The sequence below is a fragment of the Caulobacter sp. CCH9-E1 genome (assembly GCF_001556515.1).
Lineage (GTDB): Bacteria > Pseudomonadota > Alphaproteobacteria > Caulobacterales > Caulobacteraceae > Caulobacter.
Map to the genome: position 1 here is coordinate 1 of NZ_LSJA01000269.1, position 12,001 is coordinate 12,001.

General features: G+C 68.4%; 10 protein-coding genes. 5 read left to right on the plus strand and 5 right to left on the minus strand.

Going from position 1 to position 12,001, the window contains the following annotated elements:
- On the plus strand, positions 1 to 509 hold a 509-nt coding region (locus AX690_RS15175), incomplete at its 5' end, for a methyl-accepting chemotaxis protein (protein ID WP_231732212.1).
- Here AX690_RS15175 and AX690_RS15180 read toward each other — a convergent pair.
- Positions 506 to 1,348: a helix-turn-helix transcriptional regulator gene (locus tag AX690_RS15180; RefSeq protein WP_066680897.1), complete on the minus strand. Its 843-nt coding sequence runs from the start codon at positions 1,346 to 1,348 to the stop codon at positions 506 to 508. The genes AX690_RS15175 and AX690_RS15180 overlap by 4 nt on opposite strands.
- A 91-nt stretch (positions 1,349 to 1,439) precedes the next feature.
- Here AX690_RS15180 and AX690_RS15185 point away from each other — a divergent pair, with 91 nt between their 5' ends.
- On the plus strand, positions 1,440 to 2,312 hold the full coding sequence (locus AX690_RS15185) for an SDR family oxidoreductase (RefSeq protein WP_066680899.1): 873 nt from the start codon (positions 1,440 to 1,442) through the stop codon (positions 2,310 to 2,312).
- Here the strand turns inward: AX690_RS15185 and xth are convergent.
- The 4 genes from xth to murI form a co-directional block, all read right to left on the minus strand.
- Positions 2,309 to 3,115: an exodeoxyribonuclease III gene (gene xth, locus AX690_RS15190; protein ID WP_066680901.1), complete on the minus strand. Its 807-nt coding sequence runs from the start codon at positions 3,113 to 3,115 to the stop codon at positions 2,309 to 2,311. The genes AX690_RS15185 and xth overlap by 4 nt on opposite strands.
- 297 nt (positions 3,116 to 3,412) lie before the next feature.
- Positions 3,413 to 4,069 carry an outer-membrane lipoprotein carrier protein LolA gene (locus tag AX690_RS15195; RefSeq protein ID WP_066680903.1) on the minus strand — a complete coding sequence of 219 codons (657 nt, stop codon included), beginning with the start codon at positions 4,067 to 4,069 and terminating at the stop codon, positions 3,413 to 3,415.
- Between the two features lie 265 nt (positions 4,070 to 4,334).
- A complete protein-coding gene (locus tag AX690_RS15200) occupies positions 4,335 to 6,797 on the minus strand; it encodes a DNA translocase FtsK (RefSeq protein WP_197426876.1) in 2,463 nt (820 codons plus the stop codon).
- A gap of 91 nt (positions 6,798 to 6,888) precedes the next feature.
- Entirely contained in the window at positions 6,889 to 7,737 is an 849-nt protein-coding gene (gene murI / locus AX690_RS15205) for a glutamate racemase (protein ID WP_066680906.1), read from the minus strand.
- Positions 7,738 to 7,872: 135 nt separating this feature from the next.
- On the opposite strand from murI, the gene AX690_RS15210 reads away from it, so the two are divergent.
- From AX690_RS15210 to AX690_RS15220, 3 genes are all read left to right on the plus strand, one after another.
- Complete coding sequence (locus tag AX690_RS15210) at positions 7,873 to 9,999, plus strand: M3 family metallopeptidase (protein WP_066680908.1); 2,127 nt, start codon at positions 7,873 to 7,875, stop codon at positions 9,997 to 9,999.
- 196 nt (positions 10,000 to 10,195) lie between these two features.
- Complete coding sequence (locus AX690_RS15215; RefSeq protein WP_066680912.1) at positions 10,196 to 11,179, plus strand: TraB/GumN family protein; 984 nt, start codon at positions 10,196 to 10,198, stop codon at positions 11,177 to 11,179.
- A gap of 73 nt (positions 11,180 to 11,252) precedes the next feature.
- The gene (locus AX690_RS15220; RefSeq protein ID WP_066680913.1) at positions 11,253 to 11,777 is read left to right on the plus strand and encodes an SRPBCC domain-containing protein; all 525 of its coding nucleotides are present in this window, start codon (positions 11,253 to 11,255) and stop codon (positions 11,775 to 11,777) included.
- The last annotated feature ends 224 nt before the right edge of the window (positions 11,778 to 12,001 follow it).

A 12,001-nucleotide genomic window follows, 5' to 3' on the forward strand; every position in this document is an offset into this window, starting at 1 on the left:
GCCAGATCAGCCAGATCATCGGCGTGATCGACGAGATCGCCTTCCAGACCAACCTTCTGGCCCTGAACGCCGGCGTCGAGGCGGCGCGGGCGGGCGAGGCGGGGCGCGGCTTCGCCGTTGTCGCCCAGGAGGTGCGGGCCCTGGCCCAGCGCTCGGCCGACGCGGCCAAGGAGATCAAGTCGCTGATCACCCTGTCGACCAATCACGTCACGACGGGCGTCGAGCTGGTCGGCCAGACGGGCAAGGCGCTGGAAAGCATCGTGGCCAAGGTCATCGACGTCAGCGGGATCGTCAGCGAGATCGCGGCCTCGGCTCGCGAACAGGCCACCGGCCTGGGCGAGGTCAATGTCGCCGTGAACCAGATGGACCAGGTGACGCAACAGAACGCCGCCATGGTCGAGGAAGCCACCGCCGCCAGCCACAGCCTGGCGACCGAGGCCGACGATCTGGCTCGCCTGATGAGCCAGTTCAAGGTCAGCGAAGCGGCCTCGCGGGCGCTGGCGGCCTAGCGCTTCGCATCGGCAATGAGCGCGCCGAGCCGCTCGACGGTTTCGACCTGCATCGGGTTGTAGACGATCATCCCGAGATCAGGCCGGCCGTCGACGGCGAAGGCGGAATATTCGAAGGCGACCTCGCCGAGCAGCGGATGCCGCAACCGCTTCACGCCGTTGTGGTGATCGCCGACATCGTTGGAAGCCCACAGGGCGGCGAAGTCGGGGCTGCTCCGACTAAGCTCCTCCACCAGGGCGGCGGCGGCCGCCTCGGCGCCCGCGCCGGCGCGCGCGACGTCCACCCGGAACGCCGCCACCACGAAACGGGCCACCGCCTCCCAGTCGAAATTGGCCGCCCGGGACCGGGGATGACAGAAGATCCGGCGCAGAATGTTGCGGTCCTCGGGAGCCGCGGCGCCGTAGTCCCCGAAGACGACCGCGGCGGCGCGGTTCCAGGCGACGACGTCCCAGGTCAGGGTCTTGATCATCGCCGGGCTGGGATCCAGCGCGTCCAGCACGCGCTGAAGACGGGGCGAGACGTCCAGGGTCTCACGATAACGCGGCTCGGGCGCGCGACCCAAGCCCAGCAAGAACAGGTGTTCGCGCTCGACGTCGGTCAGCATCAGGGCCCGAGCGATACGGTCCAGCACGTCGGCGGACGGCGCGCCGCCCCGTCCCTGCTCCAGCCAGGTGTACCAGGTCGCGCTGATGTGGGCGCGCTGGGCGACCTCTTCCCGGCGCAGGCCGGGCGTGCGTCGCCGCGCGCTGGCGAAGCCCAGGGCAATGGGGTCCAACCGGGCGCGGCGGTCGCGCAGATAGGCGCCCAATCGGTTCTCGGTCGTGAGCGGCCCGTTCAACCTGTTAGCCCTTATACCTGTATAAAGTCACTACTTTAACAGGATAACTCTAGCGGCCAGGATCTCCGCGTAAATGTCGGAGATCATTCCCATGCGTGTTTTCGTCACTGGCGCGACGGGTTTCGTCGGGTCCGCCGTCGTTCAGGAGCTGCTGTCGAACGGCCACGAGGTTCTCGGCCTGGCGCGCTCGGATGATGGCGCGGCGGCCCTGAAGGCGGCCGGCGCCGAGGTCGTTCGCAGCGTTCTGGAGGACGCCGACGCCCTTTCCCGCGCCGCCGCCTCGGCCGACGGTGTGATCCACACCGCGTTCAACCACGACTTCTCGCGGTTCGCGGAAGGCTGCGACCTGGACCGGCGGGCGATCGAGGCCTTGGGCGAAGGCCTGGCGGGATCCGGCAAGCCGCTGCTGGTCACCTCCGGCACGGCGCGGCTGGCCGCGGGGCGCGCGGCGCTCGAAACCGACCTGCCGGCCGAGGGGCCAGACTGGCCCCGCGTCTCCGAGGGCGCCGCCGCCGGCCTGCTGGCCAAGGGCGTCCGCGCCTCGACCGTGCGCCTGGCGCCCTCGACCCACGGCGCCGGCGACCACGGCTTCGTGCCGATGCTGATCGACATCGCCCGCCGCACGGGGGTCTCGGCCTATATCGGCGACGGCGAGAACCGCTGGTCGGGCGTCCATCGCCTGGACGCGGCCAAGGTCTATCGACTGGCGCTCGAGCGCGGCGTCGGCGGCGAGCGTTATCATGCGGTCGCCGAGGACGGCGTGGCGTTCCGCGACATCGCCGCGGCCATCGGTCGAGGCTTGAACCTGCCCGTCGAGAGTCGCCCGCCCGAGCATTTCGGCTGGTTCGCCCTGTTCGCCGGCATGGACGCCCTGACCTCCAGCGCCTGGACTCGCGAAGCCCTGGGCTGGACTCCGACCGGCCCGGGCCTCATCGAGGACATCGAGACGGCGGGCTACTTCTAGACCTTCAGGTCCGCCGTGACGGGGGCGTGGTCGCTGGGTCGCTCCCATTCGCGGACGTCGTCGTGGACGCGGGATGAGACCCTGCCGTCCACGATCGCCGCATCACGGAGGCCGGGGCTGGCCAGGATATGGTCCAGCCGCAGGCCGCGGTTCGACTTGCGGAAGTCGGCGGCGCGATAGCTCCACCAGCTGAACAGCTTTTCGGGCTCCGGCGTCGCCAGGCGCGGCAGGTCCAGCAAGTCCATCGACCTGATCATGGCGTCGAAGGCTTCCAGCTCGGCCGGGGTGTGGCTGACGATCTTCAGCATCTGGCGGTGGCTCCAGACGTCGTTCTCGCCGGGCGCGATGTTCAGGTCGCCGGTGACGATCAGCGGATCCTTGGGATTCCGCTTCTTCAGCGCGGCCGTCAGGGTCTCGTAGAAATCCAGCTTGTGGTCGAATTTCGGATTGGCGACGCGATCAGGCAGGTCGCCGCCGGCCGGGATGTAGAAGTTCTGGATCTCGACCCCCGCCACCTTGACCGCCACGCAGCGGGCGTGGCCCTCGCGGCAGTTCATCAGGGTCGGAACGTCCTCGATCGGCAGGCGCGAAGCGATCGCCACGCCGTGCCAGCCCTTCTGACCCGCGATCTTCAGGTGCTTCAGGCCCATGGCCTCGAAGGCCTCGCGCGGGAACTCGCCCTCCTGGCACTTGATCTCCTGCATGCACAGGACGTCCGGCGCCTGCTCGTCGACGAAGCGGGCGGCCTGTTCGGCGCGAAGACGGACGGAATTGACGTTCCAGGTGGCGATACGAAGGCGCATGCGTCGGCTTTAGGGTGTTTGTCCTGGCCTGAAAAGAAAAACGCCCCCGGACACCGTGTGTCCCCCAGCCGACCGTTGGTCGGCGGCCCAAAGAAAAACGCCCCCCGGACACCGTGTGTCCGGGGGGCGAAAGTCTAGTCTCTCATGCCGCCGCCGGGAGGGGATAGAATCCGGCACGGTTCGCGAAGAGCGGGTCGGTCGCTCATCGCCATGCGTGTTAAATATGCCACGTCCAAATTTTTAGTCAAGTAAGGCGCGTCTTGATTCTTGCATGTTGTGAGAATGTCACAAAACGGCCTAGGGGCGGCCTACCTTGGGACGAGGGTCGGTGAGGACGAACAGCTTGGGGTCGAGTCCCGAGGCCGGACCGAAGTCGGTCAGGCGCACGCGGATCTGGCCGCCCTTGATGTCGGTGACGGTCCAGCCCATCAGGGCGACCGGCCCATCCGAGAAATCCAGCGCGATCTTGCCCAGCGCCTGGCGCTTGGCGTCCTGGGCCACGATCGTGAAGCCGTCGGCCAGGCGCCGGACGTCGGTGATGACCACGCCGCGATCCAGCCGGACCTCGCGGGCCAGCAGCAGGTTCAGCGGCGTCTTGCTGAGCGGATAGCTCTCATAGGTCTTCAGCCGACTGTCCCAGAGGTTGACGTTATTGCCGTTCGACACGACCAGCAGACCGGCGGGCGCGTCATAGGCGAACCGCGCCTTGCCCGGCCGTTGCAGGTAGAAGGTCCCTTGCGTGCGGGTTCCCCGCGCGTCGGTCTGAACGAAGCGGCCCTTGGCCGAACCTAGGCCCTGGACATAGGCGGTGGCCTTGTCGAGCAGCGCCTTCTGTTCGGCGTTCAGGACGGCGGGCGCCGGCGCGGCGTTCTGGGCCAGGGCCGGCGCAGCGCCCAAAGCTGAAGACAGGGCGGCGGCCAAGCCGGCCGCGAGAAGGAAACGGCGAGTGGTCATGCGAACTCCTTAGCCGCAACCTTGGCCCGCGCGAAGGCCGGCGCGAGGCCATTTTCCGGCGCCCCGATGAAGCGCCGTTCAGGTTGGGACCGGGAGAACGTTCGGCAAAAGGCCCAGGTTGCCATTCTTCTTCCGACTTCCCCGGCGGATGCCGGGGCCCAGTCCGTATGGCTCTGAGGTTCGTGCAAGAACGCCCGCGACCTCTCGGAATCGCGGGCGTCTTGGCGTCTGGACCCCGGCATTCGCCGGGGAGATCGGGATAATTTTACAGCGCGGGCGGCGGCGGGGCCAGGATCTCGCGCTTGCCGGCGTGGTTGGCCGGTCCCACCACGCCTTCCTTCTCCATCCGCTCCATCAGCGAGGCGGCGCGGTTGTAGCCGATCTGCAGGCGGCGCTGGATGTAGCTGGTCGAGGCCTTGCGGTCGCGCGTGACCACGGCCACGGCGTGGTCGTAGAGGTCGTTGGCCCCGCCCTCGCCGCCGAACGCCGACTCGATGGCCTCTTCCTGCTCCTCGTCGCCGCCGGCCGTGACCTCTTCCAGGTACTGGGGCGTGCCTTGATCGCGTAGGAACTTGGCCACGGCCTCGACCTCGCCGTCGCTGACGAACGGGCCGTGCAGGCGGGTGATGCGGCCGCCGCCGGCCATGTAGAGCATGTCGCCCTGGCCCAGCAGCTGCTCGGCGCCCTGCTCGCCCAGGATGGTGCGGGCGTCGATCTTGCTGGTGACCTGGAAGCTGATCCGGGTCGGGAAGTTGGCCTTGATGGTGCCGGTGATGACGTCGACCGAGGGGCGCTGGGTGGCCATGATCAGGTGGATGCCGGCGGCGCGGGCCATCTGGGCCAGGCGCTGCACAGCGCCTTCGATGTCCTTGCCGGCCACCATCATCAGGTCGGCGACCTCGTCGATGACCACGACCAGGTAGGGCATGGCCTCGGGGCGGATCTGCTCGGTCTCGTAGATCGGGCGCCCCGCCTCGTCGAAGCCGGTCTGGACGGTGCGCTCGAAGTGCTCGCCCTTGGCCAGGGCCTCGTTGGCCTTTTCGTTGTAGCCCGCGATGTTGCGCACGCCGATCTTGGACATGCGGCGATAGCGGTCCTCCATCTCGCGGACCGTCCACTTCAGGGCCACGACGGCCTTCTTCGGGTCGGTCACGACGGGCGCCAAGAGGTGCGGGATGCCGTCATAGACCGACAGCTCCAGCATCTTGGGATCGACCATGATGAAGCGGCACTTGTCGGGCGGCAGCTTGTACAGGATCGACAGGATCATGGCGTTGACGCCGACCGACTTGCCCGAGCCGGTGGTGCCGGCGATCAAGAGGTGAGGCATCTTGGCCAGGTCGGCGACATAGGGCTCGCCGCCGATCGTCTCGCCCAGCGCCATCGGCAGGATCTGGCTGGCCTTTTCGTAGTCGGCGCTGGACAGCAGGTCGCGCAGATAGACGGTCTCGCGCCGCGAGTTGGGCATTTCGATGCCGATGGCGTTGCGGCCCTGGGCCACGGCCACGCGGCACGAGATCACGCTCATCGAGCGGGCGATGTCGTCGGCCAGGGCCACGACGCGGGCGGTCTTGACGCCCGGCGCCGGCACCAGCTCGTACATGGTCACGACCGGACCGGGACGGATCTGGTCGATCTGGCCCTTCACGCCGAACTCGGCCAGCACGCTTTCCAGCAGGCGGGCGTTCTGGCGCAGGGCGGCCGCATCGACTTCCGACGAACGCGGCTTGGACTTGGCCAGCATGGCCAGCTCCGGCAGTTGGAAGCCGCCGTCGCCCTCGAAATCGAAGGCCTTCTGCTGCTCGCGGGCTTCGCGGCCCGACTCCTTGGGCGCGACCTTCGGCTTGGCGATCGCCATCGGGCGAGCGTCCAGCGAGTCCTCGAAGTCGTCCTCGTCGTCCTGGACGGCGGGCGGCGGGGTATAGGCGCGCTCGGGCGCGACCGGCGCGGCGATGGCGGTGGCGTCGTCTTCCTCGTCCAGCGGTGGCAGACGGCCGGGCCGTTCGCGCTTGGGCGCCTCGGCCTTCTCCTTCTTCACGCGCGGCGCCTTGGCGGGATCGGCCTTGGCGGGCGCGGGCTCCTGGCGCGGACGAGGCCGCAGGGTCGCCTGGATCACCTCGGGATCGATGTCGCGGACGCCGATCGCGAAGCCCAGGGCGAAGACGGCGGCGATCGCGAACAGCACGGCGGCGATCACGGTCGCGCCGGGGATGTGCGCGAAGCGCAGGGTCCCGGCCACCAGATGCAGCAGGGCCTCGCCCCAGAAACCGCCCAGGCCCTTCTCCAGCTGCCAGATGGCGGGCGGCGGCGGCGCGGCCAGCACGGCGGCCAGGGCCAGCAGGCCCACGGCGCCGACCATGGCGCGCTGCCGCATCGCCTTGCGCTCGGCGTCCGGATCGGCCTGCGACACGCGGGTGACGCCGAACACCAGCATCAGCAGGGCGACGCCCCAGGCCGCCAGGCCCAGGGACTGCATCAGCATGTCGGAGATCGCGGCGCCGACGCTTCCCAGCGCGTTGCGGGCCGGCTCGCCGCTGGCGGCGTTCAGGCTGGGATCGGTGGCGTTGTAGGTGGCGATGGCCAGCAGCAGCACCGCGCCGAGCACGGTGACCACGCCGCCGCGGAACCGGGCGGTCCAAGGCTGGACCCAGCCGTAACGGATCGCGTCCCAAAGGAGCTCCGTCGGGGATCGCCGCGCCGCTCGCGCCATGAAAGTCTCCGAACTCAAACCTTGTGTCCTGACCCGCGAAGCAGGTCGAACCCCGATGTTTTGGCTGAAGAGAGTTAAGAGGCGTTTACGACGTTCGTCAGGATTTCGTTCAGGCGGCCTCGAACGCCAACGGACCGCCCCAGAAGCTCTGGACCAGACCGTTCTGAGGCCCCGGCGTTCCGGTGGTCAGGAAGACGCGGCTTCCCCCCTGCCCGGCGTCGTATTCCGGGTGGCGCTCCAGATAGAGCTCCAGGGCGTCGGCCGTGGCCTTGGGTTGCTGGATCAGCGGCGTGCCGGCCGGCAGGGCGGCGCGGAAGATGTCGGCGATGATCTCGTAGTGGGTGCAGCCCAGCACCACGCGGTCCGGATAGCGGCCGATGCGGGTCTTCAGCGCCTCGACATGGCCTTCGACCGCCTTGGCGAGATCAACGGCCGAGGCGTCGCCCTCGATCAGCGGAACCAGCTCCGGGCAGGCCTCGGAGAACACGGCCAAATCCTGCTTGCGCTTGTCGATCTCGATCTCATAGACGCGCGAGCGCACCGTGGCCTGGGTGGCGAAGACGCCCAGGATATCCAGCTGCTCGACCTTTTCCCCGCGCCGCTCGGCCTCGTGCTCCCACGGCAGGCCCGTGGCCTTCTCGATGGTCGGCACGATGATGCCCAGGATGTTGACCGGCCGGCCCAGCGTCTTGCGGTAGCCGGGCAGCCAGGTCTGCTGCAGGCGGCGCAGGGCGATGGCCGAGGCGGTGTTGCAGGCCAGGACCACCAGGCTGGCGCCCCGCTCGAACAGCCGCTCGCAGCCGGCCTTGGTCAGATCGACGATCTCCTCGCCGGTCTTGACGCCATAGGGGGCGTTGGCCTGGTCGGCCAGATAGATGAAGTCCGCCCGGGGCAGACGCTGCACGAGGGCGCGGTGGACCGTCAGGCCGCCCACGCCGGAGTCGAAGACGCCGATCATGCGCCAGCTTTAGCGCTCGAAGCGGCCATCTGTCACGCGGGGCGAGCCCGTCGAGCGAAAGGTTACAGTCCTGTCATGTGACGGCCTCGGAGCCTTGCCCTACGGTCTCGGACAAACATCCATCGGAGATCCTCCGTGCAACGTCGTACGTTCCTCGCCTCCGCGGCCGCCACCGGGGTCGCCGCCGCCCTCAGCCCCAGCGTGTCCATGGCCCAAGCGTCCAATCCCATGCTCCAGAAGTGGACCGGCCCCTATGGCGGCGTGCCGGCCTTCGACAAGGTCAAGGTCGAGCAGTTCAAGCCGGCGCTCGAGGCGGCCATGGCCAAGAACCTGGCCGAGATCGACGCGATCACCGCCAACAAGGCCGCGCCGACCTTCGAGAACACCATCGCGGCGCTGGAGGACGCGGGCCGCGGGCTGAACGACGTCTCGACCTACTATTACATCTGGGGCTCGAACATGAGCACGCCGGAGTTCCAGAAGGTCGAGGAGGAGATGGATCCGAAGCTCTCGGCCCACTACGACAAGATCAACCAGAACGCCGCGCTCTTCGCTCGCATCGAGGCCGTCTACAACTCGCCCGACAAGGCCAAGCTGACGCCCGAGCAGCAGCGCGTGCTGTGGATCTACTACACCAACTTCGTGCGCTCCGGCGCCAAGCTCTCGCCTCAGGCCAAGGCGCGGGTCGGCGCGATCAACACCGAACTGGCCGGCCTCTACACCAAGTTCAGCCAGAACCTGCTGGCCGACGAGAACACCTGGATCGAGCTCTCGCCGGCCGATCTCGCGGGCCTGCCCGAGGGCCTCAAGGCCGCCGCCGCCTCCAACGCGGAGTCGCGCAAGCTTCCCGGCAAATTCATCGTCGTGAACACCCGCTCCAGCGTCGATCCGTTCCTGACGGAGTCCCCGGTCCGGGCGGCGCGCGAAAAGGTCTGGCGCGCCTTCGTCAATCGCGGCGACAATGGCGGCGCGACCGACAACAACGCGATCATCTCCAAGATCCTGAAGCTGCGGGCCGAGCGCGCCAAGCTCTTGGGCTACAAGACCCACGCCCACTGGCGTCTCGAGAACGCCATGGCCAAGACTCCGGAAAACGCCATGGCGCTGATGGAGGCGGTCTGGACCCCGGCCATCGCCCAGGTCGCGATCGACGTCGCCGACATGCAGGCGATCATCGACAAGGAAGGCGGCGGCTTCAAGCTGGAGCCCTGGGACTACCGGTACTACGCCGAGAAGGTCCGTAAGGCCAAGTACGACCTCGATATGAACGAGGTGAAGCCCTACCTGCAGCTGGACAAGCTGCGCGAGGGCATGTTCTGGGCCTCGGGCCAGCTGTACGGCTTTGAATTCAAGAAGCTTTCCGGCATCCCCGTCTATCACGAGGACATCACCGTCTACGAGGTGACGCGCGGCGGCAAGCACGTCGGCCTGTGGTACTTCGACCCCTACGCCCGTCCCGGCAAGCGCTCGGGCGCCTGGATGAACGCCTACCGCACCCAGGAGCGGTTCAAGGGCGAAGTGACGACGATCGTCTCGAACAACTCCAACTTCATCAAGGGCAAGCCCGGCGAGCCGGTGCTGATCTCGTGGGACGACGCCGTCACTCTGTTCCACGAGTTCGGCCACGCCATCCATGGCCTGAACGCCAACGCGACCTATCCGTCGGTGTCGGGCACGGCCGTGGCGCGCGACTATGTCGAGTTCCCCAGCCAGCTGAACGAGCACTGGCTGTCGACCCCGCAGGTGCTGAACCAGTTCGCCCTGCACTACCAGACCGGCAAGCCGATCCCCCAGGCGCTGGTCGACAAGATCGAGGCGGCGGGCAAGTTCGGCGAGGGCTTCGGCACCACCGAATACCTAGCCTCGGCCCTGATCGACATGAAGCTGCACCTGGCCGGCGATGCCGACATCGATCCGGACAAGTTCGAGCGCGAGGAGCTGACCAAGCTGAACATGCCCAAGGAGATCGTCATGCGGCACCGCACGCCGCAGTTCGGTCACGTCTTCTCGGGCGACGGCTATTCGGCCGGCTACTACAGCTATCTGTGGGCCGACACCCTGACCGCCGACGCGGCCGAGGCGTTCGAGCAAGCGCCCGGCGGCTTCTACGACAAGGCCGTCGCCAAGCGGCTCTACGAGGACATCATGTCCAAGGGCAACACGGTCGATCCGGTCGAGCAGTTCCGCGCCTTCCGCGGTCGCGACGTCAAGATCGGCGCCCTGATGCGCAAGCGCGGCTTCCCGGTTCCGCCGGGGGCTTAGACCGGTTCCCCTCTCCCCTTGCGGGAGAGGGTGGCCCGAAGGGCCGGGTGAGGGGTTGAAAACCGGGACCGCCGCGACAGCCGCACCGCCGTCGCGGCGGTTTTCGTTCGCGCGACCCCTCATCCGTCAGCTTCGCTGACACCTTCTCCCGCAGGGGGAGAAGGGTTATCTGGAAGCAGGGGCTGAAGGAGTACCGATGGCCGCGTCCAAGCTTGTCCCTTTTGCTCTCGCGTTCTCGCTCGCGACCCCCGCCTTCGCCCAGACCGCTCCGCCGACCGTGGACCTCGGCCAGGCGCCGGCCCAGGACGAGAGCGCGGTGGTCGCCGAGCTGACCGTGGTGGCCAAGCCGCCGGGCCCCGCCGTCTGGCTGGTCGAAAAGGACGGCGCCAAGCTCTACATCCTGGGCTCGGCCCCGCCCCTGCCCCATCAGCTGAAATGGTCCAGTCCGCGCCTGGAGAAGGCGCTGGACAAGGCCAGCCTCGTGCTGGTCCCGCCTGAGGCCTCGGTCGGCGTCACCCAGATCGCCAGCTTCGTGCTGCGGTTCGGCGCGGGCCTGCGCCAACCGCTGGGCAAGTCGCTGGAGCCCCAGCTGCCGCCGGATCTGAGGGCCCGGTTCGTGGAGGCGCGGACCCAGGCCCGCAAGGGGGCGGGCGAATACAAGAACTGGAAGCCGGCCGTGGCGGGCTTTCTGTTGCTGTCGGACTTCCGCCAGGCGGCGGGCCTCTCCGAAGCCAAGCCGGTCAGCACGGTCCAGCGCATGGCCAAGGCGCGCAAGCTGAAGGTCAAGGCCGTGGGCCAATACCGGATGAGCGCGGTGACGACGATCGCCTCCAAGCTCTCGCCCGAGGACCAGCTCTATTGCCTGCGGGTGGCGCTGGACGAGATCGCCTATGACGGCGCGCATTCGACGACAATCGGCCAGGACTGGGCCGAGGGCGACCTCGCCTCCGTGCGCGCCCGCTACCGCGCCAGCGCCGCCCAGCGCTGCCTGATCCACGCGCCTGGCGGCGCCGAGCTGCTGGAGAAGGGCCTTGTCCTGACGACGAACGCCATGACCGAGGCGCTGAAGCGGCCCGGCGTCACCGTGGCGGTGGTGGACCTGGGCTTCCTGCTGCCCGCCAACGGCGTGCTGGACCGGCTGAAGGCCGGCGGCGCCACGATCACCTCGCCCGTCGAATAACGACGCTCGCCGGCTTGACGGCTGGGTCTCGAAACCGTCAGCCTCCGCCCGCCTTTCGGGAGGGAGCTAAGGCATGAGAGTGACGATGATGGCGGCCGCCGGCCTAGCCTTGCTGACCGCCGGCGGGGCCCAGGCCGAGGTGGTCGACGCCCAGCCGAACGGCTTTGAGGTCAAGCACGAGGTGGTGGCGAACGCGCCGGCCGCGACGGTCTGGAATGTGCTGGTCCAGCCCTCGAAATGGTGGGCGTCGTCTCATACCTGGTCGGGTTCCGCCGCGAACCTGTCGCTGGCCCCGGCGTCCGGCGGTTGCTTCTGCGAGCGCCTGCCGAGCGGCGGATCGGTGCTGCACATGACCACGGTGAACGCCACGCCGGGGACGAGGCTGGTGCTCTCTGGGGCTCTGGGGCCGCTGCAGTCCTCGGGGGCGACCGGGGCGCTGACCGTCCTGCTGGCGGAGAAGGACGGCAAGACGACGGTGACGGTCACCTACGACGTCGGTGGCTATGTGAAGGGTGGGCTCGATAAATGGGCCGGCCCTGTCGACGGGATGATCGGCCAGCAGGTCGCGGGCCTGAAAGCGGCGGTCGAGGGGAAATGACCTCCCCCTTCCCCTTGCGGGGAGGGGCTAGGGGTAGGGGTGTGCTCGCCGACTTCCAGAGTACGGCGCTGGCGCCCCCATCCCCAACCCCTTCCCCGCGAGGGGGAAGGGGCTCTTAAAACGGCCCCTGGCGGTAGACCCGCTGCATCACCCGGTTCAGCTCGACCAGCCGACGATCATAGCTCCTCGCCAGACAGGCCCGGTTCGCCCCGCAGGCGTGGCGG

What these genes read in the sequence shown, in the direction of transcription:
- AX690_RS15215 (WP_066680912.1), top strand. Translation starts at nt 10,196, where the DNA reads ATGGCCGCGTCCAAGCTTGTCCCTTTTGCTCTCGCGTTCTCGCTCGCG.
- AX690_RS15220 (WP_066680913.1), top strand. Translation starts at nt 11,253, where the DNA reads ATGAGAGTGACGATGATGGCGGCCGCCGGCCTAGCCTTGCTGACCGCC.
- AX690_RS15185 (WP_066680899.1), top strand. Translation starts at nt 1,440, where the DNA reads ATGCGTGTTTTCGTCACTGGCGCGACGGGTTTCGTCGGGTCCGCCGTC.
- xth (WP_066680901.1), bottom strand. Translation starts at nt 3,115, where the DNA reads ATGCGCCTTCGTATCGCCACCTGGAACGTCAATTCCGTCCGTCTTCGC.
- AX690_RS15195 (WP_066680903.1), bottom strand. Translation starts at nt 4,069, where the DNA reads ATGACCACTCGCCGTTTCCTTCTCGCGGCCGGCTTGGCCGCCGCCCTG.
- murI (WP_066680906.1), bottom strand. Translation starts at nt 7,737, where the DNA reads ATGATCGGCGTCTTCGACTCCGGCGTGGGCGGCCTGACGGTCCACCGC.